The sequence below is a fragment of the Telmatospirillum sp. J64-1 genome (assembly GCF_006980715.1).
Taxonomy (GTDB): domain Bacteria; phylum Pseudomonadota; class Alphaproteobacteria; order Rhodospirillales; family Magnetospirillaceae; genus Oleiliquidispirillum; species Oleiliquidispirillum nitrogeniifigens.
Window position 1 is genome coordinate 86,543 of record NZ_SBHN01000022.1, and the last position, 21,221, is coordinate 107,763.

The following is a 21,221-nucleotide window of genomic DNA, read 5'->3' on the forward strand; positions in this document are numbered from 1 at the left end:
GGGCTGGACGGACCGACGGTGACGGCGCCTGTCCTGCGGGACATGTCGATCAGCCTGGGCGCGTTCATGCGGCATCTGCCCCTGGCCCTGCGCCACCTGCCCCACCGCCTGCAAGCGGACGGAGCGGTGGTCGAGCAGGCGGACGGGCGGCGGCTGGTCATCCGGGCCGAACCGGCGCCGCCCCGGCGCCTGTCGGCCACGCTGGCCCTGCCCCGCTGCCTCGTCACCCTGGCCTTCGACGGCTGGGACGCGCCGGACCGCGATGCCTTCGTCAGGGAATTCGACCGCGTGTTCCAGCGCGGCGGAGGATAAGGCCTTAGAGATGAACGACGAGCAATTCCACCGCTATGCCCGCAACATGATCCTGGACGAGGTGGGCGAAGAGGGGCAGGAAAAGCTGCTGGCTTCCAGTGCCTTGATCATCGGCATGGGCGGTCTCGGCTCTCCCGTCGCCCTCTATCTGGCCGCCGCCGGTGTCGGGCGGCTGGGGCTGGTGGATGACGATGTGGTGGACCTGACCAACCTGCAACGCCAGATCGCCCATACCACCGAACGCCTGGGCCAGCCCAAGGTGGCGAGTGCCGCCACCGCCTTGGCGGCGCTCAATCCCGGCATCACGGTAGAAACCCACCCTACCCGCCTGACGCCCGAAAACGCCGCCGCCCTGGTCGGCGCCTATGACATCGTCGTCGACGGCAGCGACAATTTCGACACCCGCTACCTGCTCAACGATATCTGCCTGGAGCAAGGCAAGACGCTGGTCTCGGGCGCGCTGCTGCGGTTCGACGGCCAATTGACCACCCTGCGCCCTGGGCGGCATCTGGATGACGGCAGGCGCGCACCCTGCTACCGCTGCATCTTTCCCACCCCTCCCGATCCCGATACCGTGCCCCGCTGCGCCCAGGCGGGCATCTTCGGCGCCGTCGCGGGAGTGATCGGCACCCTGCAGGCGGTCGAGGTTTTGAAGGAATTGCTGGGCCTGGGCGAGTCCATGGCCGGGCGCCTGCTCCTTTATGAGGGCAAGGAAGCCAGCTTCAACACCATCAAGTTGGGATGGAACCCCGCCTGCCCGGCTTGCGGCGAGGGCAAGTAAGGTGATGAACTGCTCCATCCCCCCCTCCGGTTTGCTGCGGCTGGAGGATTTCCTGCGCGACGCCGCCGCCGAGGCCCCCGCCGTCAATGGAACCGAAACCCTGCCCCTGCGCCAGGCGGTGGGGCGCGTGCTGGCCGAGGATGTAATCTCGCCCATCGCTTCGCCCGATAGCGCGACCTCCATGCGCGACGGCTTCGCCTTCCGCCGCGCCGATCTGGCCGCCGACGGCCCCACCCGTCTGCCCGTCTTCGCCCGCATCGCCGCCGGTCATCCCCTGAAGGACAGCGTTCCCGCCGGATGCGCCGTGGAAATCTTCACCGGCGCAGCCGTGCCGACGGGTCTGGACTGCGTCGCCATGACGGAAGTCTGCACACTCGAGCAGGAGGACGGCAGCCGCGTCGTCACCCTGCCGCCCGACCTGCCGCGCGAAAGCTTCGTCCGTCCCGCCGGACATTACATGAAGCCGGGCGAAGTGCTGCTGACCAAAGGGCACAAGCTGCGTCCCCAGGACATCGCCGTCGCCGCTGCCGCCGGGCGGAACAGCCTGGACGTCTGCCGCCGCCTGCGCGTCGCCGTCTTCTCCACCGGCGATGAACTGGTCGAGCCGGGACATCCCCTGTCCCCCGGACAGGTCTGGAGCAGCAACCGTCCGGCCCTGGTCGCCCTGCTCGACATGCTGGGGCACGAGGTCGCAGATCTGGGTCATCTGCCCGACAAGGCCGATGTCATCCGCCAGGCCTTCGGCGAAGCCGCCAGCCGTTACGACGCCGTCCTCACCACCGGCGGCGTGGCCGAGGGAGGCGAGGATCATGTGCGCCCCAGCATCAAGGCCCTGGGCCGCCTGGAAAGCCGCCGTCTCGCCCTGAAGCCCGGACGGCCGCTGGCCTATGGCCGCATCGGCGCGGCCAGTTTCTTCGGCCTGCCGGGCCATCCGGTCGCCGCCCTCGCCACGGCCCTGGTGGTCGCCCGTCCCCTTCTCGCCCATATGGCCGGATCGGCCGCACCGGCCCTGCCCAAGGCCCTTGGCCTGCCTGCCGGTTTCCAGATGCGCCGCAAGGATATCCGCCGTCAGTTCCTGCCCGCGCGCATCGAGGACGGCCGCGTTGTCATCGACAAGAGCCCAGGTGGCATGATCGCCTCGCTGTCCAGCATGGACGGATTGGTCGATATCGCCGAAGACCGTGCGGTGGATGAGGGCGATTCCGTGCCGTTCCTGCCCCTCGATGCCCTGTTGCGCTGAGCAAGGGGCAGGCCCATCCTCATGTCATGCGTGTACTGGCCCTCGTCCTGCTGCTTCTTGTTACCGGCTGCTCCCCCCAGCGGGGAGTCGAGGCCTGGATGGTGCTGGACGACCTTGCCGCCGGGGATGAAACCAGCAGGCTGAAGCGATCGACGCCGCCGCCCCAGCGTAGCGAGATCACGATGAGCGGACAGGCCGGCACGCGCCCCGCCCATCTCTACCAGCCGGGCGAGGCGCCGCTCGGCGCCATCGTGGTGGTGCCGGGGGTGGCGCCCCAGGGCCGCTATGATCCCCGCCTCGTCTCCTTCGCCGAGACGCTGGCCCGCGCCCGCTTCCTGGTCCTGGTGCCGGAACTGGAAAACCTGCGGGAATTGCAGGTGGAGGCGGCAGATGCCGTTCCCATCGCCGATGCCGCCCAGCATCTGGCGGAGGTGTGGCGGGCGCAGGGGGGCAGCCAGGTCGGCCTCTTCGCCCTGTCCTATGCCGTCGGCCCCAGCATCATCGCCGTGCAGGAGCATGGCGCGGCGGATGCGGTGGGCTTGCTGCTAAGCGTCGGCGGCTATTACGACCTGACCGCCGTGATCACCTATTTCACTACCGGCTGGTTCCAGGACGGCGCGGAATGGCGCCAGGGCCAGCCCAACGAATACGGCAAATGGGTCTTCGTCCTGTCCAACGCCCCGCGCCTGCAGGACCGGCGGGACGCCAACCTGCTGGCCGACATGGCGCGCATGAAATTGCAGGATTTGCGCTATGACGTTTCCTTCCTGACCCGTGAACTGGGACCGGAAGGAAGCGCGGTCATGGCGCTGATGGACAATACCGATCCCGCCGCCGTTCCTCGGCTGATCGCCGCCCTGCCCGCCCCGGTGCGCGCCGAGATCGAAGCCCTGGACCTCGCCCGGCGCGACCTGTCGGGGCTGGACCTGCCGGCGATCCTGATCCACGGCCGCGATGATTCCATCATCCCCTTCACCGAAAGCCGCGCCTTGGCCCAGGTGCTGGGCGAGGATCCCTATCTGGTGGACAATCTCGATCATGTGGACCCGACACCGCCCGGCATGGGCGATGCCGTGGTCATGTGGCGCGCCGTGCTGCGCCTGCTGAACGACCGCGACAACCGGCTGTAAGACTATTCCGGCAGGTCCGAGGCCAGCCAGATTCCCAAGGCCTTGGTCGAGCGGGGCAGGCCTTCCGAGAGCAGCAGGCGCGGCTTCGGCAGGTTGAAGGGCGCCGCCGTCAGGTCCATGGGATACCAGCCGCCACTGCGGATCCAGTAATTCCGCCCGGTCTGGTGGGTGGTCAGGATGATGTAGCGCGAGCCGCTTTGGCGGAAACGCTTCAGCGCCATCAGCGCCGCGTCATGGGGCAGATGGGTCAGGCAGTCGCGGCACAGGATGGCGTCGCTTTTGGGCAGGGTCTCCATCACCACGTCACGGGTGGCAAAGAAGCAATTCGTTCGGTCGCGGAAGAGCTTGCCCATTTCCTCGGCGACCATGGGAACGATGTCGAAGCCGAGATAGAGGTCCAGCCGCTCGGTCATCTGGCGCATCCAGTTGACGTCGCCGCATCCGGCATCGGCCAAAACCTTCACGCCCAGGAATTCCAGCAGGTTCGGCAGATGGGCACGCAGCATCTGGGTTTCGGCCAGCGAGGACCCGCCGCCCGAGCGTGTTTCCGGATGCCCCCAGCCGTTATTGGCCCAGATATCGGTAAAGACGGACTGGCGGCGGGCGATCTGGGTGGGCTGATCGGCGGCCTGTTCGGGCAACAGCCCCGGCTTGCCGCCGATCAGCCGCCCCTTGAAGTCGAGCCGCGCGAAGGCCTCGTACTCGCTCAAGGGACGCTGCTTGCCCAGGCCATAGCGGTCCAGCTCCGCCAGCACAGCCGGATCGGTGGAAACCTCCATGCCCAGAAGGTGGCGGATGCGCTGTTCGGAACGCTGGTTCAGCTTGCTCCAGTCGGTCTGGTCCTGCCAGTGGCGGGGCCGTTCGGGACGCTTGCCGTAATCGTGATAGGCGACGACCCGGTTTGGGCTGAAGATGTCCCAGCCGCTGGTCCAGAGCCGGGCCGCCAGCGTGATTTCCTCACCCTGGAAATAGAGATGGGGGTCGTAGGGAACCTCCCGCACCAATTGCCCCGGCCCGAAGACCATCCCGGCGCCGATGAAGGCCGACGGCGTCGGGCGCTCGGGGGCGAGGTCCAGACCGCTCAGCGTCGAGCGTTGCAGCAGCACGCCGTTATCGTCGAAGCCCTTGGGATGGATGGTGACCAGCCCGTCGGGCGCCAGTTCGTCGGGCGGCGTGAAGCCCAGCGGATAGGTGGACAGGACGGCCTTGGGGCTGGGACAGTTCTCCAGCATGGCGATCAGCCGCTCGTCCCAGCCGGGCACGAAGCGCATATGGCTGTCGATCTGGAAATAGAAATCCTCGCCCTGCCACAATTCCTGTACGCGATGCCGCGCCCAGCAGGCCCCCCGGCTTTGCGAAGCATGAACCTCGATGGTGCGCACCTGCTCGGGCCGGGTGGACAGGACGAAACAATCGTCATCCTCGCCGGGAACGAACTGCCAGCAGATCCCGACGAACACCCGGTCGGGATGGGTCGCCTTCCTGAACAGGTCGCGCACCGTGTTCTGGCAATCGGGATCGCGATAACTGGCGATGGAAATGAAGATGGTCCGCTGGCGGGTGTCGCTCATGCCCTCAACCGCTTGACTGGCTACTCTCTTTGTTGCCCAACCTAGCAACCCACCTTGTGATTGTCGCCCGTGCCGTCACCCACCCGCACCGTTTTTTTCCATCGCCCGGCCAACGCGGGAGGCATTGGCGCGGCCCAGCCGGGCGCTGATCCAGGCTCCCGTTTCCGCCAGGACGCGCAGGTCGATGCCGGTTTCGATGCCCAGGCCGTGCAGCAGATAGACCACATCCTCGGTCGCCACATTGCCCGTCGCCCCGGCGGCATAGGGACAGCCGCCAAGCCCGGCGACGGAGGAGTCGAAAGTCGCGATCCCCTCTTCCAGGCTGACCAGGATATTGGCGACAGCCTGACCATAGGTGTCGTGGAAATGCATGGCGAGACGATCCTTCGCCACACTCTGCGCCGCGATCAGGCGGCGCACCTGATCGGCGGTGCCAACGCCGATCGTGTCGCCCAGCGAGATTTCGCCGCAGCCCATTTCCGCCAGTTGCGCCGCCAGTCCGGCCACTTTCTTCGGGTCGATGGCGCCTTCATAGGGACAGCCCAGCACGCAGGACAGATAGCCGCGCACCCGCAAGCCCTTCTCCCGCGCCGCCGCCACCACCGGCGCGAAGCGGTCCAGGCTTTCGGCGATGGAGCAATTGATGTTCCTGCGGGAAAAGCTTTCCGAGGCGGCGGCGAAGACCGCCACTTCTTCGGCCCCGGCGGCCAAGGCGGCCTCCAGCCCGCGCATGTTGGGCACCAGAACGGAATAGGAGACACCGGGCCGGTGTTCCAGCCCGGCCAGCACCTCGGCGGTCCCGGCCATCTGCGGCACCCATTTCGGACTGACGAAGCTGCCCGCCTCGATGTTGCGCAGACCGGCAGCAGCCAGGCGTTCAATCAGTTCGATCCGGGTGGGAACAGAAATCGGCTGGGCTTCGTTCTGCAGGCCGTCGCGCGGCCCCACCTCGACGATCTTGACCCTTTGCGGTCTCATGGCGCGGCTTCCTCGGGTTCGAAGGACAACAATTCCACACCATCGGCCACGGCATCGCCAACCTGAAAGAAGATTTCTCCGACGATGCCCCTGGCCGGGGCGGTGATGGTATGCTCCATCTTCATGGCCTCGACCACGATCAAAGGCTGGCCGCGCTCGACGCTCAGCCCTGCCGAGGCCAGGATCTGAGCCACCGTGCCGGTCATGGGCGCCACCAGCTTGCCGCCCCCCATCACCTGCTCCTCCGCCCGCATCGCCGGATCGTCGAGACGCAGCCGCCAGGACTGGCCGTCCAGCAGGATCGTGACGTCCAGCCCGTCGGCCACCACCACGCCCGTTTTGCGCAGGCCGTCCACCTCCAGCACCAGCCGGGCGCCCTGGCGCTGGACCAAACGCACCTCCCGCCCTCCGCCCGGCAGGTCCATCCGCCAGCCGCCGCGCTGGAAGATCACCGCCACCCGCCGCCTGTCCTCCCCTTCCAGGAAGATCAAAGGCGTCGGCTGGACGAGATTCATCCGCCAGCCGGACAGTGTATTCCAAGGGGAATGAGGATCGGCACTTTCCTTCGCGGCCTCGTCCTGCTGCCGCAGCAGGACACCCGCCGCCGCGAAGGCCAGGGCCAGGTCGGACACCGGCTCGGGCGGAGGCAACAAGGCGGCGTGATGGCGGTCGATGAAGCCGGTATCCACCTCGAAGGCGGCAAAGGCCGGATGGGCGGCGATGGCGGCCAGAAATGATAGGTTGGTGACCAGTCCCGCCACTTCATATTCAGCCAGCGCCCGGCGCAGGCGGCGCAAGGCGCTGTCGCGGTCTTCGTCCCAGACGATCAGCTTGGCGATCATCGGGTCGTAATGCACCGTCACCGCATCGCCCTCACCCACCCCGGTATCGACACGGACATGGGCATCCCCGGCGGGCGGGCGCAGATGGATCAGGCGGCCGGTCGCGGGCAGGAAATCCTTGGCCGGGTCCTCGGCATAGATGCGGGCCTCGAAGGCGTGGCCGCGCCGGGTCAGTTGCTCCTGCGCCAAAGGCAAGGGTTGGCCCGCCGCCACGCGCAACTGCCATTCCACCAGGTCCTGGCCGGTGATCATCTCGGTCACCGGGTGCTCGACCTGAAGGCGGGTGTTCATCTCGATGAAGTAGAATTGCCCGTCCTGATAGAGGAACTCCACCGTCCCGGCGCCGCGATAGCCCACCGCCTTGGCCGCCGCGACGGCAGCTTCCCCCATGGCGCGGCGGATGCCGTCGGGCAAGGCGGGCGCCGGGGCTTCCTCGATCACCTTCTGATGGCGGCGCTGGATCGAGCAATCGCGCTCGAACAGATAGACGGCATTGCCCAGGCTGTCGGCGAAGACCTGGATTTCCACATGGCGCGGATGATCCAGATAGCGTTCCAGCAGCAGGGTCTCGTCGCCGAAGGCGGCCTTGGCCTCGCGCCGCGCCGAAGCGATGGCGGTGCTCAGGTCGCTTGCCTGCCGCACCACCCGCATTCCCTTGCCGCCGCCGCCCGCCGAGGCCTTGACCAGCAACGGATAGCCGATGATTTCGGCCTGCTGCGCCAAGTCTCCATCCGACTGCCCTTCCCCGTGATAGCCCGGCACCAGCGGCACACCGGCCTGTTCCATCAGCCGCTTGGACTCCGATTTCGAGCCCATGGCGCGGATGGCTTCGACAGGCGGGCCGATGAAGACGATGCCTTCCCGCCCGCAGGCTTCGGCAAAGGCGGCATTCTCGGACAGGAAGCCATAGCCGGGATGAATGGCCTGGGCGCCGGTCGCCTTCGCGGCCACCAGCACCCGCGCGATATTCAGATAGCTTTCGGCGGCCGGGGCCGGTCCCAACAGCACGGCTTCATCGGCCTGGGCCACATGCATGGACGTGGCATCGGCTTCGGAATAGACGGCCACCGTGCGAATGCCCAGGCGTCTTGCGGTGCGGATGACGCGGCAGGCGATCTCGCCGCGATTGGCGATCAGGATCGTGTCGAACATGATCAAGCCCCTCCGTCCAGCCAAGCGGGCTTGCGCTTCTCAAGGAAAGCCGCCAGCCCCTCCTGCCCTTCGCTCGACGCCCGGATCTCGGCGATGCGCCGGGCCGTCCAGGCCATGGTCTCTTCCCCGCCCGGGCGATCCCAGGCCTGATGCAGCATCTCCTTGGCGGCGGCCTGGGCAGCGGGACCGCCGGCCTTCAGCGCGGCAATGATGTCTTCGGCCCGGCGCCACAAAGCATCCTCTTCCACCACCTCATGAACCAGTCCCAAGCGTTGCGCCTCGGCGGCATCGAAGCGTTCGGCACTCAGCACATAGCGCCGTGCCGCCCGGTGACCGATGGCACGCAGCACATAGGGCATGATGGTCGCCGGAATCAGCCCCAGCTTAACTTCCGACAGGCAGAAGGTCGCCTTGGCGGCGGCAATCACGATATCGCAGCAGACCGCCAGCCCGACGCCACCACCATAGGCCGGGCCCTGAACCAGTCCCAGGACCGGCTTGGGGCAGGAATCGATCACCTCCATCAATCGGGCCAGGGCCATGGCGTCGCGCAGATTCTCTTCCTCGGAATTGGCCGCGATGCGCTTCATCCAGGCCAGATCGCCACCCGCCGAGAAGCTGGGGCCGTTGGCCGCCAGCACGACCACGCGGACCTGCGGATCACCGCCCAGATTCAGAAAGCGTTCCGTCAGTTCGGCGATCAGGCGGTCGTCGAAGGCGTTATGGACCTCCGGGCGGTTCAGGGTCAGCGTGGCGATGCCGTCGAGAAGGCTGAGCGTGGTCTGCATGGATCTGCTCCTCACATCCGGAAGACGCCGAAGCGCGTGGTCTCGATGGGGGCATTCAGTGCCGCCGACAGGCCCAGCCCCAGTACCAGCCGCGTCTCGGCGGGATCGACGATGCCGTCATCCCAAAGCCGCGCGCTGGCGTAATAGGGATGGCCCTGGGTTTCATATTGCTGGCGGATCGGCGCCTTGAAGGCTTCTTCCTCATCGAGGCTCCAGCTTTGGCCGCGCGCTTCCAAATTGTCTCGACGGACCTGGGCCAGCACATTGGCCGCCTGTTCGCCGCCCATCACCGAAATCCGCGCATTGGGCCACATCCACAGGAAACGCGGCCCAAAGGCCCGGCCGCACATGCCGTAATTGCCCGCGCCGAAACTGCCGCCGATGATCACGGTGAATTTCGGCACCTTAGCGCAGGAGACGGCGGTGACCATCTTGGCACCGTCCTTGGCGATGCCGCCCGCTTCGTATTTCGACCCCACCATGAAGCCGGTGATATTCTGCAAGAAGACCAGCGGAATGCCGCGCTGGGCGCAGAGCTCCACGAAATGAGCGCCCTTCTGGGCCGATTCGGAAAACAGGATGCCGTTATTGGCGACGATGCCCACCGGATAGCCGTGGATATGGGCAAAGCCGCAAACCAGCGTCGTGCCGTACAGCGCCTTGAACTCGTCCAGGCGGGAGCCATCGGTGATGCGGGCGATCACCTCGCGCACGTCATAGGGCTTGCGCGGATCGGCAGGCAGGATGCCGTAGATTTCCCGCGGGTCGTAAAGGGGCTCTTCCGGGCTGCGCAGCTCCAGGCCGGGCGCCTTGACCCGGTTCAGGGTGCCGACGATGCGCCGGGCGATGGACAAGGCATGGGCGTCGTCCTGGGCGTAATGGTCGGTAACGCCCGAGATGCGGCAATGAACATCCGCCCCGCCCAGATCTTCCGCCGAGACCACCTCACCCGTAGCCGCCTTCACCAAGGGCGGCCCGCCCAGGAAGATGGTGCCCTGGTTGCGCACGATGACGCTTTCGTCCGACATCGCCGGCACATAGGCCCCGCCCGCCGTGCACGAGCCCATCACGATGGCGATCTGCGGAATACCCGCCGCCGACATATTGGCTTGGTTGTAGAAGATGCGGCCGAAATGGTCACGGTCGGGGAAGACCTCGTCCTGATTGGGCAGGTTGGCCCCGCCGGAATCGACCAGATAAAGACAGGGCAGATTGTTCTCGCGCGCGATCTCCTGGGCACGCAGATGCTTCTTGACCGTGATGGGGTAATAGGTGCCGCCCTTTACCGTGGCATCATTGACCACCAGCACGCATTCCCACCCGGCCACCCGGCCGATACCGGTGATGATGCCCGCCGCCGGAATATCCTCGCCATACATGCCGTAAGCTGCGAATTGCGAGAATTCGAGGAAGGGCGAGCCCCGGTCCAGCAAATGGAGAATACGGTCGCGCGGCAGCAGCTTGCCCCGCGACAGATGACGCTCGCGCGCCGCTTCGCCGCCGCCCTGGGCGATCCTGGCCGCCTTCTCGCGCAGATCCTCGACCAGCGCGCGGGTGGCGGCGGCATTGCGCTGGAACTCTTCCGAACGGGTGTTGAGGGCAGATTTGATGACGGTCATGGCTTGGCCTCTGTTGTCCCGACTGCCATAAACGATCATACGTTTTTATAACAGGACAACAAGAGGGGCGGCCCGCGCCATCGGGCATAGAGGCCAAAGCCATAAGGGGGATCAGGCCCGCAGCAGGCCTTTCAGGATCATGTCGGAATAGAGATCGACCACCTGTTGCGGCGACAGGCGGCCCTGGGGGTCGAACCAGGTGCAGACGCCCGTCAGCATGGACAGGATGCCATAGGCGGCGACGCGGGCATCTCCGCCCCGGAAGAGTCCCTGTTCCGCCCCCTGCTCCAACATGGCGACCAGCCGGTCTTCATAGGCCCGGCGCAGCGCGACGATCTCCTCGTAATGGCCGGGTTCCAGGCTGCGCAGTTCGGAATAGGCGATGAAGACCTCGCGCTTGCGCTCGATATGATAGGTGACATGGAAGGCGATGAAGGCCCGCAAGCCCTCTTCCGGCCCCTCGATCCCCGCCAGCGCCTCGTCCAGGGCGCTGAACAGGTGGTCCATATGGGACTTGATCAGGCCGAAGAGCAGATCCTGCTTGGTGCTGATATGGTTATAGAGCGACCCTACCTGCAGCCCGACCTCGGCCGCCAATTGCCGCAGGCTCATGGCTTCGTAGCCATGTTCGTAGATCAGCTTCAATCCTGCCTTGCGGATGGCTTCCTGCGTCCTGGCGCCATCGGAGCCGATCGTGCGGACCATGCCTTCTCCTGTCTTGCCTTACTCGTGCGGGCTGCCGGACACTATAGCTCCGCCTCCCGGAAACAGCCATTGCCCTGCGCCCCTCTTCCTGGCTAAAACCGGCCCGCCACAAGACAGGAGACCGGGCGTGGGGCATGAGTGTTTCGACGCCGCCAGACAGGCCGTTGCCGCCGGGCGTTTCCAGGCGGCGCTGAAGATGCTGGAGGAAGTCCAGGCGGAATCCCCGGACAAGCATCGCCTTCTCGGCGCTGCCCATATCGGGCGGCGGAACTATGCAATGGCGCTCGCCCATCTCCGCCAGGCCCTGGACGCCCTGCCGGACGATCCCGAGACCCTGCTGCTGACGGCCCGGGCGCTGACCCAGGCCAGCCAGCCCCATGCCGCCATCGCCATTCTGGAAGGCCTCGCCGCCTCGGCCCCAAGTCATCCCGGCGTGTTGGATGCCTTGGCGACGGCCTATCGCCGCGATGCCCGCTATGAGGACGTGCTGGGCGTGGCCGACCGGGCCCTGGCGCTGGGCCTGCCGCCGGAACAGCCGCTTTACGAGAAGGCCATGAGCCTGACCCAGCTCAGCCGCGCGGAAGAGGCCCTGGCCTGTTTCGACGCGGTACTGAAGGTCCGCGCCACCCATGCCGCCGGCCTGTTCAACAGCCACGGCCCGGCGTTGGAGGTCCACGGTCCCGAGGAAGCCCTGTTGCGCCTGCATCGCGCCGTGCGATGCGAAGGGGCCAACGGCAAGTACTGGGCCTATCTGTGGAGCTACAACGCCCTGCTCGGCAGGACCGAGGAAGCCGCAAGGATCGCGCAGGAAAAGCTGGACGGCCATTCCCGGCGGCGCTACTTGGCCGATGCGGTGGGCGCGCTTCTGCCTGCGCTGAGGCCGGACATCCGGCTGTTCGGCCTCAGCGCGCCCTTGCTGCGCCATGCCCTGTCCCTGGCCGATACCGACGGCATGGTGCTGGAATTCGGGGTGCGGCGCGGCCATTCCATCAACCATATCGCCGCCCAGGCCGGACAGAAGGTGCATGGTTTCGATTCCTTCGAGGGCCTGCCCGAAGCCTGGGGCAGCGAACCGCAAGGGGTGCTGTCCACCGGCGCTCAACTACCCCCGGTGGCCGAGAATGTGGTGCTGCATCCGGGCTGGTTCAGCGACACCCTGCCCCGCTTCCTTGCGGAGCATCCGGGGCCGGTGCGCTTCGTGAACATCGATTCCGACATCTATTCCTCGGCCAAGACCGTGCTGACGGCCCTGGCGCCAAGGATGCAGCCCGGCACCATCCTGGTCTTCGACGAATTCATCGGAAATCGAAGCTGGCGGGAAGACGAATACAAGGCCTTCCACGAATTCGCCGCCGAATACCGGGCGCGCTTCGAGTATGTGGCGCTTAGCCCCTATACCAAGCAGGTAGCGATCCGGCTGACGGCTCTGGGAAAATGAAAAAGGCCGGGGGAATGTCCCCCGCTCCTTCCTCCATCCTCCGTCACCCCCGCGAAAGCGGGGGTCCATGTTACAGCCTGCCAAGCTTTCAGCGGAAAATATAGAAGCTGCCGAGCCATGGATTCCCGCTTTCGCGGGAATGACGCAAGGGTAAGGGCGTTATCAGCACATAAGAAGAAGGCCGGGGAAAAATCCCCGGCCTTTCTGCTTCGATCAGACCAGAACGGCCCGCATCAGGAAGAACAGCAGCGCCGACAAGCCTGCCGCCAGCGGCACCGTCACCAGCCAAGCGGCGACGATGGTCATCAGATGCGAACGCCGCACCAGACGCCGCTTCTGCGCCTTCTGCAGCTTGCGTTCCAGCTTGTCCTCCGGCTGACCGGCGGTGTCGATCAGGTCGGCCAAGGTCTCGTCCGGTTGGGCGCGTTTCCGGTTGGTATGGAATTCACGATAGAAGCCCACGCCGAAGATACCGCCCACGGCGATATGAGTCGAGCTGACCGGCAGCCCCAGGGCCGAGGCGATGATCACCGTGATCGCCGCCGCCAAGGCGACGCAGAAGGCGCGCATGGGGTCGAGGCGGGTGATCTCCTCGCCCACCGAGCGGATGACGCGCGGACCGAACAGGGCCAGACCGGCGGAAATGCCGATGGCACCCACCAGCAGGACCCAGCCCGGCACGGCCACCTGTCCACCGGCCACATCGCCCGTCCCCACCGCCGCCACCACGGCGGCCAGCGGACCGACCGCATTGGCGACGTCGTTGGCGCCATGGGCGAAAGACAGCAGCGCCGCCGAGGCGATCAGAGGGATGGTGAACAGCTGATTGATGGATTTGCGGCGGTTCTCCAGGGCCTGCGACCGCCAAGCCACGGCCGGACGTGCGGCCGCCCAGACAGCGGCGGCGATCGCCGCGCCGATGACCAGGACCTGCCACATCGGCGGCTTCCAGATCCGGCTGAGCCCCTTGCTCGCCATATAGACGGCGAAGGCCCCGGCCATCACCGCAACCAGGATCGGCACCCAGACGCGGGCCGCGGCCACCTTGTCGGGCTGGCGCAGGATGGCGACGTTGATCAGCAGGTAGAACAGCGCGGCGACCAGGCCACCCAAAGCGGGCGAGACCACCCAGCTTGCGACGATGCCGCCCATGACCGGCCAGTTCACCGCCGACAGGCCTGCCGCGGCGATACCCGCCCCGACCACGCCGCCGACGATGGAATGAGTGGTCGAAACCGGCGCGCCCAGATAGGTCGCCAGATTGATCCACAAGGCCCCGGCGAACAATGCCGATGTCATCGCCAGGATGAACGTGGTGGAATCGGCGATCTGGGCGGGATCGACGATCCCGCGCGAGATGGTGTTGACCACCTGCCCCCCGGCCAGGATCGCCCCGGCCGCTTCGCAGATTGCCGCGATGATCAGGGCCCCGACCATGGTCAGGGCCTTCGAACCGACCGCCGGTCCGACATTGTTGGCGACGTCGTTGGCCCCGATATTCAGGGCCATGTAGCCGCCGACGACGCCGGCGATGATGATGAAGAAGCCGTGCTCCACCCCCCTGGTATAGGCGGCGGTGAAAGCCCAGACGCCCAGCAGGAACAGGAACGACAAAGCCAGACCCGCATGACGGCGGGCCAGGGCCTGAGTCGTCGTCTCCAGCAGGACGATCTTCTTGAGGTCCTTGTCGACGGCCTTCTTCCGGATCTGAGACGGGTTCGGCCGGTTCATATCTGATTGATGCATTTTGGGCAGGGAGCTATTACGCCGTTGTCATATGACAATAGTGTGACAGCGGACGTTGTCGCCCTTTATGGAGCCGATGTCGAGACTTGATTTGGGGGGGAAGGTCTACACCACCGAATTGTGCCGTCCCTCGGGGCGGCTACGGGCAGGAAGCGGAAAGGCCTCAGCGCGTGGGCGTGCGGGAGATGGACTTGATCCGCGGACGCGGATTGCCGGACATCTCGCCAATCTTGGCGTCCTGCTCTTCGATGATGCGGCGGGCCGGTTCGTCGCCGTCCAATCCGCCCAATTCGCTGCCGGGCACCCGGCGGTTGGAACTGCGCGAGCCGTCCTCGTAAAGAACATCGAACAGGACGAATTCGGTCTCGGCTTTGCTTTTCTTGCGGGCCATGAAAATTTCCTCGTCAGGCCCGGAGATGGACCACTTAAAAACCTAAACGCATCACTTTCCCTCCGCCTTCCTCTCCTTAACGGCGATTGGCGGATTCAAGCGACGCGGCACCTTACAGGAGTTTTCCCCTGAATGGAAACCGCTCCAATAAAGTTCGGGCGGCCGTGATCACCACGACCGCCCGAGAAGCTTCGGACAAAGAGGCTTACAACGCCTTCAGATTGGCCGCCGCCGTCTTGCCCTTGCGCGGATCGCGCTCTTCCTCATAAGACAGCTTCTGGCCTTCCCTGAGGTCGCCCATGCCGGCGCGTTCCACTGCCGAGATATGGACAAAGACATCGGCCGAGCCGTCGTCGGGTTGAATGAAGCCGTAGCCTTTGGTGCTGTTGAACCATTTCACGGTGCCGGTGGGCATCCTGTCCTCCGTCGTACTGCGCGGTGCGTGGATCCTATGCAGACCCTGCCGGAAAGTCGGCAAGGATTTAGGATCACGAAGTTGATAGTGGGAAGCGGTTGGAGGTTTGGCAAGACGCCTAACCGTCCTGCCTACCCTGACTTTCCGCCTGCCTCTCTCAGCGGAAGTATGGCTTGCGCGCAGGAGCCGGTGCCGCTTCGGCCAAGGCCACGGCTTCCGGCAGGGTATCGACCACCAAAGGATGGTCCTCGTCGAACTTCACCGAAGCCGGTTGGACCGGCGGGCATTTCAGCCGTTTGGTCTTGCCGGGGATCAGGCGGCCATCGGCGAGCATGCGCTCGGCCATGTCTCGGTCGGCGGCCAGAATATGATCCGCCTGGGTGAAAGCCGTCTCGAAAGAACGCGCCTCGGGCTCCGAAAGCTGCACGGCATGGCATTCGCCGTCCTGGGTCACCAGGACCAGCCCGCCGGACCGTTCCTGGATCTGGTCACCCGGCTCGGCCAAGGCGGTCAGGAAGACGCGGTCCCACAGACGGTTGCCGGTCGAGCAATCTTCCGTCGGCTCGTGATGTTCGTTGACGTAGACGGCGCTGGGCCGCCGTCCGATGACTCGGTAAAGCGTGATCGGCATGACCACGTCATAACCGCTATGGGCGGGCGGGGACCAACGCATGAGCATCTCCGGGTCTGATATTCCACCCTTATACAAGTGGGCATCCTCCCGCCCTTTCTCAAGGCGAAAGGCCCGCCCCCGCCCGTCCGGGCCCCCTTTCAGCGCTCGGGATAGGTGATCGAGATCACCTCCAGGCTCTCCCGCCCCGACGGCGCCCGCAACTCCACCACGTCGCCCTCGCGGGCCTTCAGAAGCGCCCGTGCGATGGGCGAGATCCAGCTGACCTTCCCCGCTTCCATATCCGCCTCGTCCACCCCCACGATGGTGACGGTCTTTTCCTCGCCGCGCGAATTCTCGTAGGTCACGGTGGCGCCGAAGAAGACCTGGTCGCGGTTGGTCTGCTCGGCGGGGTCCACCACCTGGGCGATCTCCAGGCGCTTGTTCAGGAAGCGGATGCGCCGGTCGATCTCGCGCAGGCGCTTCTTGCCGTAGAGGTAGTCGCCGTTCTCGGACCGGTCGCCGTTGCCCGCGGCCCAGGACACGATCTCGACCACCTTGGGCCGCTCGACCCGGGCGAGATGCTTCAACTCCTCCTGAAGCCGCTCCAACCCGGCCCGGGTGATATAATTCTTGGTGCCGCGCGGCAGGGCCGGACCCTCATCCTCGTCGGCATCCTCGCGATTGGTAAGGAAGCTCTGGCTCATGTCTCACGCCGATGATTGCTGTCCGTCAGTGAATATGGCCTGAAAGCCCGGGACGCAAGCGCCGCCGCGACAGGCGGCGGATTCGCGTGCCCTTGTCCAGTCCCTGGGAGGACCTGCGTGAAAGCCGCAGTTATCCTGGCGAAATGGCGGCTGACTATTTCCTTCCGCATGGCACGCTCTGGCCGGCGACCATAGGCCTGGCCTTGGTCAGAGGTGGGGGGCGTCAACTAGACTTTGGTTATCTGGTCAGAAGGAGAAGGCGCATCAAAGGGATTCCCAATTGGGGACGATCCGTGTTTTATCTGCCTCGTGGATAGCCCCACCGGTTTGTGACACTGCTCTTACAGGACATGCGTGACATGGCGGAAACCCTAACCTCTATCGCTCGCAGTATTGCCGCGACTGCCCAGGATGCCTTCCAGGCACGACTCATGTGCGTCGAAGCCAGCCTCAGCCATTCCCTCGACCCCTATCGCATGGTCGAGATCGTCGACCAGGTCGAGGAAATGACCGGCTGGCGCGTCCATACCGGCGCCCTCGGCTACGAGTCCCAGGAAGTCTCCTGACCCTTCCCCCTGTCCGCTGAATTCCGCCTTCAGCGCCGACAGTAGGGGAAGCGGCCTTCTCCCTTCCCCTTCATTATTCATAGAGTGTTTCGAGAGATGCATGGCAGCCCCTTTCCCTTGGGGCTGGTCTTGTCGCCGTCGGCCGGTATGATGCCGCGTTTTCCTTGGAGCATCCCATGGCCCGGTCTCAGTCCCTTTCCGGCGGCGACAAAGCCCGCCTCCTGCGCGCCTTCGCCTTCCATATCCACCGCAAGGAACCGGCGGAAGACGTGCTGCGCACGCATATCGAGGAACAGCTGCGCGCCGGCCGCCGCCGCGAATATCTGCCCGTCGAAGCCGCACTGAACGAATCGGGTTTCGCCGCGGCGCTGAAAGCCATGACCGTGATCGGAGAGGAAACCGCCGTCATCCTGGCCGCCGTGGTCGACGCCAAGGACCACCGCCTGCTGGCGGCCTGCCTGAACGATCTGGCGGATTTCGTCGAAGGAATGTAGGGGCGGGAAATCCAGCCCCAGGAAATGGCGTCCCCACGGGGATTCGAACCCCGGTCGCCGCCGTGAAAGGGCGGTGTCCTAGGCCTCTAGACGATGGGGACGTCGAGGCGGGAGGCGGTATTTAGCCGATTGCCCCCTGCCTCGCAAGCCCTATTTTCCCATGAGGGATACAGGCAGGAAACGGCTGCCGGAAGGATCGAGGCGGTGGGCCTTGGGCGTGCCGGCACGGCCTTGCGCCACCGGCACGATCAGCCAGATCAGATCCGGGTCGTTGGCCCGGGCCAGATCCTCGGCGGAGGGCTCGGCCGGGGCGTCGGGATGGGAATGGTAATGGCCGATGATGGACAGCTCCGTGCCGCGTAATTCCCGCAGCAGGCGGATATGCACGGCGGGGTCCAGCTCGAAACGGTCGCGGGTGTGGGCCATCAGATTGGCCGCCGGTTCGACGCGCGTCACCACCGCCTCCCCTGCCCCGTCGTGGCGCCCCACCAGCAGGCCGCAGCATTCATGCGGCCAGGCAGCTTCGGCCTCGGCGGCGATCAGGCGCAGATGATCGGGCGAGAGGCGCAGGATCATGGCATCACGGCAGACGGAACAGGCCGTTCACAGTGCCGGTGCGCGGATCGACGACCACCACGCGCTCGCCGTCCGGAGTCTCGACGCGCAGCACCACCAATTCGCCGGCCAAGGTCATCTCGGCCAGACGTCCCCCCGCCGGGACGGGCAGTTCGACCTCGCCGAAGACCCGGGACGACACGGCGGAAGCACGCTGGGCCGGGGCCCGTTCCGGCAATTCCGCCGCCCCCGGCGCGGTATCCTCTGCGAGGATCTGCGTGCTCCTGCTATAAAGCGTGTAGCCCAACAATCCCAGGACCACCAGGATCAGAAGGCCCAGGACAAGAACCAGCGTCTTGATGGCTTTGATGGCTTGCATGCTTTTTCAGGTCCGTTTTTTCATTCCGTGGATGCCCGACCGATGACACGCCCCCTTTTCGAGCCCTTTGAAGACGACTCCCTGGACGAGGATATCGACCCCGCGGAAGTGGAGCCGGGAATTTCCCTGGCTGCCACGGTCGGCGCCGAAGAGGCGGGAACAAGGCTGGACAAATGGCTGTCGGGCGCCCTGCCCGACTTGTCGCGCACCCGGATCAAGGCGCTGATCGAGGAAGGCATGGTCACGGCAGACGGCGCGACCATATCCGACGCCTCTTTCCGCGTCAAATCGGGTCAGTCCTTCGCCCTGGTCATTCCGGAAAGTATCCCGGCCATCCCCCAGCCCCAGCCGATGGACCTGGACATCGTGTATGAGGACGAGGACCTGATCGTTGTCAATAAGCCTGCCGGACTGGTCGTTCATCCGGCCCCGGGTAGCCCGGATTGCACTTTGGTAAATGGCCTCCTGCACCATTGCTCCTCGACCCTGTCCGGAATAGGAGGAGTCAAACGCCCCGGCATCGTGCATCGTTTGGACAAGGAAACGAGCGGCCTGATTGTGGCGGCGAAAAATGACGCCGCGCACAACGGGCTTGCTGTCCAATTCGCGGACCACAGCATCACGCGGGCCTATCGCTGCGTGGTGTGGGGTGTGCCCGCGCAAAAAAGTGGAGAAATCGAGGGCAATATCGGCCGAAGCCCGACCAATAGGAAGAAAATGGCCATCGTGAACAAAGGCGGCAAACATGCGTTGACCCGATACAGGGTCTTGAAGATGTTCGGGACCTCCGCAAGCCAGGTGGAATGCCGGTTGGCGACGGGCCGGACACATCAGATCCGGGTGCATATGACCGCGTTGGGCCACCCCCTCGTGGGGGATAGTACCTATGGCCGGGTCCGTTCGGCGCAGAAGTTGCGCGATTTGGCCCCAGCGGCACGGGAAGCATTGATCGGCTTTCCGCGCCAGGCATTACATGCCTTCCTGCTTGGGTTTATCCACCCGCGAACAGGGGAGATGCTGCGGTTCGAAAAAGAAGAGCCTAATGACCTAAGGCAATTAGTCCAGAAGTTAGAGAACGTTTAGCCACTCTATACCCGAGCCTTGCAGTTAGGTAATCTCGCAGCAGAGAGAGGTAGACAATGAAATGGCGGCGCCAGCCCAGGCGCCCAAAACGGAACCAGGCTCGACACGAGACATCTCGGGACGAGACGAAAGGAGAGATCGGATGACCGCTTTTTCCACCGGAGTGTCGGTTGCTCCCGAAGGCAATCTGTCACGCTATCTGCAGGAAATCCGAAAGTTCCCCATGCTGGGACCGGATGAGGAATATTCGCTCGCCCGCTCCTATCGGGAAGACGGCGACATGGAAGCGGCCCATCGGCTGGTGACCAGCCACTTGCGCCTCGTGGCGAAAATTGCAATGGGGTATCGCGGCTATGGCCTTCCCATGGGCGAGCTGATCTCGGAAGGAAATGTGGGGATGATGCAGGCCGTCCGCCGCTTCGATCCCGACCGGGGCTTCCGCCTCGCCACTTATGCCATGTGGTGGATTCGCGCCGCCATCCAGGAATACATCCTGCATTCCTGGTCTTTGGTGAAGATGGGAACGACCGCCGCTCAGAAAAAGCTTTTCTTTAACCTGCGCAAGCTGAAAGGCCAGATGCAGGCCATCGAGGAAGGCGACCTGTCGCCCGAGAACGTGGCCAATATCGCCCAGAAGCTGGACGTTTCCGAAGCCGACGTGGTCAGCATGAACCGTCGCCTGGCCAGCCCCGACCACAGCCTGAATGCCCCCGTCCGCACCGACGGCGAGGGCGAGTGGCAGGACTGGTTGATGGACGAGCGCGAGGACCAGGAAACCGAACTGGCCGAACGCGAGGAAATGGGCAACCGCCGGGTCCTGCTGGGCGACGCCCTGAAGAACCTGAACGAGCGCGAGCGCCACATCCTCACCGAACGCCGCCTGCGCGACAATCCGCTGACGCTGGAAGACCTGAGCCAGCAATACGGCATTTCGCGCGAACGCGTGCGCCAGATCGAGGTGCGCGCCTTCGAGAAGCTGCAGAAAGCCATGCGCAACGCGGTCATCGAACAGACCGTCAACGCCTGACGGACTGCCGTCCCGGCAATGATTGCAGGGCCCCTCTCGCAGGGGCCCTTTTTCTGCCCGAATCGCCGTTCCAAAGGGTGCGGTGAACCACCCAAAAAATTTTTTCGTCCTCCCATTGACAGCCCTCTGCCCTGGATTATCTCGCTGTCGCCCGGTGCGAGAAGCGCGGGCACAACAAGTCATTTGCTGAGATTAGGAATGACGGAGACAACGAAAATGAACTTCCGGCCCCTTCATGACCGTGTGCTGGTCAAGCGCGTCGAGCAGGAGCAGAAGACTGCCGGCGGCATCATCATCCCCGACACCGCCAAGGAAAAGCCCCAGGAAGGCGAAGTCATCGCCGTCGGCCCGGGCGCCCGTGGCGAAGACGGCAAGCTGGTCGCGCTGGATGTGAAGGTCGGCGACCGCGTTCTGTTCGGCAAGTGGTCGGGCACCGAGGTCAAGATCGATGGCCAGGAGCTGCTGATCATGAAGGAAAGCGACATCATGGGCGTCATCGAAGGCGCCGCCGCTGATCGCAAGGCCGCTTAAGGGGAGTATCGAGGAATGGCTGCTAAGGAAGTCAAGTTCAGTGCCGATGCCCGCGCCCGCATGCTGCGCGGCGTCGACATCCTGGCCGACGCGGTCAAGGTGACCCTGGGTCCGAAGGGCCGCAACGTGGTCATCGAGAAGTCCTTCGGCGCCCCGCGCAT

General features: G+C 65.1%; 23 protein-coding genes and 1 tRNA gene. 10 read left to right on the forward strand and 14 right to left on the reverse strand.

All coding sequences use genetic code 11. The features are described 5' to 3' along the window. The first annotated feature begins 18 nt into the window (after positions 1–18). The 4 genes from EPD66_RS18850 to EPD66_RS18865 are packed head-to-tail and all read left to right on the forward strand — an operon-like array spanning position 19 to position 3,463. Complete coding sequence (locus EPD66_RS18850; protein WP_142850060.1) at positions 19–312, forward strand: hypothetical protein; 294 nt, start codon at positions 19–21, stop codon at positions 310–312. Positions 313–322: 10 nt separating this feature from the next. Next, complete coding sequence (locus EPD66_RS18855; protein WP_255448580.1) at positions 323–1,093, forward strand: molybdopterin-synthase adenylyltransferase MoeB; 771 nt, start codon at positions 323–325, stop codon at positions 1,091–1,093. Positions 1,094–1,097: 4 nt separating this feature from the next. Next, a complete protein-coding gene (locus EPD66_RS18860) occupies positions 1,098–2,333 on the forward strand; it encodes a molybdopterin molybdotransferase MoeA (RefSeq protein WP_185961506.1) in 1,236 nt (411 codons plus the stop codon). Positions 2,334–2,359: 26 nt separating this feature from the next. Next, positions 2,360–3,463, forward strand: coding sequence for an alpha/beta hydrolase (locus tag EPD66_RS18865; RefSeq protein WP_142850063.1), 1,104 nt, complete (start codon positions 2,360–2,362; stop codon positions 3,461–3,463). Positions 3,464–3,465: 2 nt separating this feature from the next. On the opposite strand, the gene EPD66_RS18870 is transcribed toward EPD66_RS18865, so the two are convergent. The 6 genes from EPD66_RS18870 to EPD66_RS18895 form a co-directional block, all read right to left on the reverse strand. Beyond that, on the reverse strand, positions 3,466–5,034 hold the full coding sequence (locus tag EPD66_RS18870) for a GlcNAc-transferase family protein (protein ID WP_142850064.1): 1,569 nt from the start codon (positions 5,032–5,034) through the stop codon (positions 3,466–3,468). Between the two features lie 75 nt (positions 5,035–5,109). Then, entirely contained in the window at positions 5,110–6,012 is a 903-nt protein-coding gene (locus EPD66_RS18875) for a hydroxymethylglutaryl-CoA lyase (protein ID WP_142850065.1), read from the reverse strand. Next, positions 6,009–8,006 (reverse strand): acetyl/propionyl/methylcrotonyl-CoA carboxylase subunit alpha, encoded by a 1,998-nt coding sequence (locus EPD66_RS18880; RefSeq protein WP_142850066.1) that lies wholly within the window; start codon positions 8,004–8,006, stop codon positions 6,009–6,011. The genes EPD66_RS18875 and EPD66_RS18880 overlap by 4 nt, the downstream gene beginning before the upstream one ends. Before the next feature lie 2 nt (positions 8,007–8,008). Continuing rightward, positions 8,009–8,794 (reverse strand): enoyl-CoA hydratase/isomerase family protein, encoded by a 786-nt coding sequence (locus EPD66_RS18885; protein WP_142850067.1) that lies wholly within the window; start codon positions 8,792–8,794, stop codon positions 8,009–8,011. A gap of 11 nt (positions 8,795–8,805) precedes the next feature. Next, the gene (locus EPD66_RS18890) at positions 8,806–10,413 is read right to left on the reverse strand and encodes a carboxyl transferase domain-containing protein (protein WP_142850068.1); all 1,608 of its coding nucleotides are present in this window, start codon (positions 10,411–10,413) and stop codon (positions 8,806–8,808) included. A 111-nt stretch (positions 10,414–10,524) separates the two neighbouring features. Further along, positions 10,525–11,118: a TetR/AcrR family transcriptional regulator gene (locus EPD66_RS18895; RefSeq protein WP_142850069.1), complete on the reverse strand. Its 594-nt coding sequence runs from the start codon at positions 11,116–11,118 to the stop codon at positions 10,525–10,527. A 127-nt stretch (positions 11,119–11,245) separates the two neighbouring features. On the opposite strand from EPD66_RS18895, the gene EPD66_RS18900 reads away from it, so the two are divergent. Beyond that, positions 11,246–12,556, forward strand: a complete 1,311-nt coding sequence (locus EPD66_RS18900) for a class I SAM-dependent methyltransferase (RefSeq protein ID WP_255448581.1) — start codon at positions 11,246–11,248, stop codon at positions 12,554–12,556. A 213-nt stretch (positions 12,557–12,769) separates the two neighbouring features. On the opposite strand, the gene EPD66_RS18905 is transcribed toward EPD66_RS18900, so the two are convergent. From EPD66_RS18905 to greB, 5 genes are all read right to left on the reverse strand, one after another. Then, positions 12,770–14,287, reverse strand: a complete 1,518-nt coding sequence (locus EPD66_RS18905; protein ID WP_142850070.1) for an inorganic phosphate transporter — start codon at positions 14,285–14,287, stop codon at positions 12,770–12,772. 178 nt (positions 14,288–14,465) lie between these two features. Continuing rightward, a complete protein-coding gene (locus EPD66_RS18910; protein ID WP_142850071.1) occupies positions 14,466–14,693 on the reverse strand; it encodes a hypothetical protein in 228 nt (75 codons plus the stop codon). A 205-nt stretch (positions 14,694–14,898) separates the two neighbouring features. Beyond that, positions 14,899–15,108, reverse strand: a complete 210-nt coding sequence (locus EPD66_RS18915) for a cold-shock protein (protein WP_142850072.1) — start codon at positions 15,106–15,108, stop codon at positions 14,899–14,901. A 157-nt stretch (positions 15,109–15,265) separates the two neighbouring features. Continuing rightward, entirely contained in the window at positions 15,266–15,781 is a 516-nt protein-coding gene (locus EPD66_RS18920; RefSeq protein ID WP_142850073.1) for a hypothetical protein, read from the reverse strand. Between the two features lie 98 nt (positions 15,782–15,879). After that, positions 15,880–16,425: a transcription elongation factor GreB gene (greB, locus tag EPD66_RS18925; RefSeq protein ID WP_142850074.1), complete on the reverse strand. Its 546-nt coding sequence runs from the start codon at positions 16,423–16,425 to the stop codon at positions 15,880–15,882. 359 nt (positions 16,426–16,784) lie between these two features. On the opposite strand from greB, the gene EPD66_RS18930 reads away from it, so the two are divergent. Then, positions 16,785–16,991 carry a hypothetical protein gene (locus EPD66_RS18930; RefSeq protein ID WP_142850075.1) on the forward strand — a complete coding sequence of 69 codons (207 nt, stop codon included), beginning with the start codon at positions 16,785–16,787 and terminating at the stop codon, positions 16,989–16,991. 176 nt (positions 16,992–17,167) lie between these two features. After that, a complete protein-coding gene (locus EPD66_RS18935; RefSeq protein WP_142850076.1) occupies positions 17,168–17,485 on the forward strand; it encodes a hypothetical protein in 318 nt (105 codons plus the stop codon). Positions 17,486–17,510: 25 nt separating this feature from the next. On the opposite strand, the gene EPD66_RS18940 is transcribed toward EPD66_RS18935, so the two are convergent. The 3 genes from EPD66_RS18940 to EPD66_RS18950 all read right to left on the reverse strand — a co-directional run bounded on the left by EPD66_RS18940 (position 17,511) and on the right by EPD66_RS18950 (position 18,419). Next, positions 17,511–17,586 (reverse strand) — tRNA-Glu (locus EPD66_RS18940). 49 nt (positions 17,587–17,635) lie between these two features. Continuing rightward, positions 17,636–18,061 carry a Mov34/MPN/PAD-1 family protein gene (locus EPD66_RS18945; RefSeq protein WP_142850077.1) on the reverse strand — a complete coding sequence of 142 codons (426 nt, stop codon included), beginning with the start codon at positions 18,059–18,061 and terminating at the stop codon, positions 17,636–17,638. Between the two features lie 4 nt (positions 18,062–18,065). Then, the gene (locus EPD66_RS18950; protein WP_142850078.1) at positions 18,066–18,419 is read right to left on the reverse strand and encodes a hypothetical protein; all 354 of its coding nucleotides are present in this window, start codon (positions 18,417–18,419) and stop codon (positions 18,066–18,068) included. A 42-nt stretch (positions 18,420–18,461) separates the two neighbouring features. Between EPD66_RS18950 and EPD66_RS18955 the strand changes: the two genes are divergently transcribed. From EPD66_RS18955 to groES, 3 genes are all read left to right on the forward strand, one after another. Beyond that, positions 18,462–19,502, forward strand: a complete 1,041-nt coding sequence (locus EPD66_RS18955) for an RluA family pseudouridine synthase (protein WP_142850079.1) — start codon at positions 18,462–18,464, stop codon at positions 19,500–19,502. 142 nt (positions 19,503–19,644) lie between these two features. Then, positions 19,645–20,529, forward strand: a complete 885-nt coding sequence (rpoH, locus tag EPD66_RS18960) for an RNA polymerase sigma factor RpoH (RefSeq protein ID WP_142850080.1) — start codon at positions 19,645–19,647, stop codon at positions 20,527–20,529. 216 nt (positions 20,530–20,745) lie between these two features. Beyond that, on the forward strand, positions 20,746–21,060 hold the full coding sequence (groES, locus tag EPD66_RS18965) for a co-chaperone GroES (RefSeq protein ID WP_142850081.1): 315 nt from the start codon (positions 20,746–20,748) through the stop codon (positions 21,058–21,060). Positions 21,061–21,221: the final 161 nt, after the last annotated feature.

Coding starts and splice junctions, on each gene's coding strand:
- EPD66_RS18855 (WP_255448580.1), top strand. CDS start 323: ATGAACGACGAGCAATTCCACCGCTATGCCCGCAACATGATCCTGGAC.
- EPD66_RS18860 (WP_185961506.1), top strand. CDS start 1,098: ATGAACTGCTCCATCCCCCCCTCCGGTTTGCTGCGGCTGGAGGATTTC.
- EPD66_RS18865 (WP_142850063.1), top strand. CDS start 2,360: ATGCGTGTACTGGCCCTCGTCCTGCTGCTTCTTGTTACCGGCTGCTCC.
- EPD66_RS18870 (WP_142850064.1), bottom strand. CDS start 5,034: ATGAGCGACACCCGCCAGCGGACCATCTTCATTTCCATCGCCAGTTAT.
- EPD66_RS18875 (WP_142850065.1), bottom strand. CDS start 6,012: ATGAGACCGCAAAGGGTCAAGATCGTCGAGGTGGGGCCGCGCGACGGC.
- EPD66_RS18880 (WP_142850066.1), bottom strand. CDS start 8,006: ATGTTCGACACGATCCTGATCGCCAATCGCGGCGAGATCGCCTGCCGC.
- EPD66_RS18885 (WP_142850067.1), bottom strand. CDS start 8,794: ATGCAGACCACGCTCAGCCTTCTCGACGGCATCGCCACGCTGACCCTG.
- EPD66_RS18890 (WP_142850068.1), bottom strand. CDS start 10,413: ATGACCGTCATCAAATCTGCCCTCAACACCCGTTCGGAAGAGTTCCAG.
- EPD66_RS18895 (WP_142850069.1), bottom strand. CDS start 11,118: ATGGTCCGCACGATCGGCTCCGATGGCGCCAGGACGCAGGAAGCCATC.
- EPD66_RS18905 (WP_142850070.1), bottom strand. CDS start 14,287: ATGAACCGGCCGAACCCGTCTCAGATCCGGAAGAAGGCCGTCGACAAG.
- EPD66_RS18910 (WP_142850071.1), bottom strand. CDS start 14,693: ATGGCCCGCAAGAAAAGCAAAGCCGAGACCGAATTCGTCCTGTTCGAT.
- EPD66_RS18915 (WP_142850072.1), bottom strand. CDS start 15,108: ATGCCCACCGGCACCGTGAAATGGTTCAACAGCACCAAAGGCTACGGC.
- EPD66_RS18920 (WP_142850073.1), bottom strand. CDS start 15,781: ATGCGTTGGTCCCCGCCCGCCCATAGCGGTTATGACGTGGTCATGCCG.
- greB (WP_142850074.1), bottom strand. CDS start 16,425: ATGAGCCAGAGCTTCCTTACCAATCGCGAGGATGCCGACGAGGATGAG.
- EPD66_RS18930 (WP_142850075.1), top strand. CDS start 16,785: ATGGCGGAAACCCTAACCTCTATCGCTCGCAGTATTGCCGCGACTGCC.
- EPD66_RS18935 (WP_142850076.1), top strand. CDS start 17,168: ATGGCCCGGTCTCAGTCCCTTTCCGGCGGCGACAAAGCCCGCCTCCTG.
- EPD66_RS18945 (WP_142850077.1), bottom strand. CDS start 18,061: ATGATCCTGCGCCTCTCGCCCGATCATCTGCGCCTGATCGCCGCCGAG.
- EPD66_RS18950 (WP_142850078.1), bottom strand. CDS start 18,419: ATGCAAGCCATCAAAGCCATCAAGACGCTGGTTCTTGTCCTGGGCCTT.
- EPD66_RS18955 (WP_142850079.1), top strand. CDS start 18,462: ATGACACGCCCCCTTTTCGAGCCCTTTGAAGACGACTCCCTGGACGAG.
- rpoH (WP_142850080.1), top strand. CDS start 19,645: ATGACCGCTTTTTCCACCGGAGTGTCGGTTGCTCCCGAAGGCAATCTG.
- groES (WP_142850081.1), top strand. CDS start 20,746: ATGAACTTCCGGCCCCTTCATGACCGTGTGCTGGTCAAGCGCGTCGAG.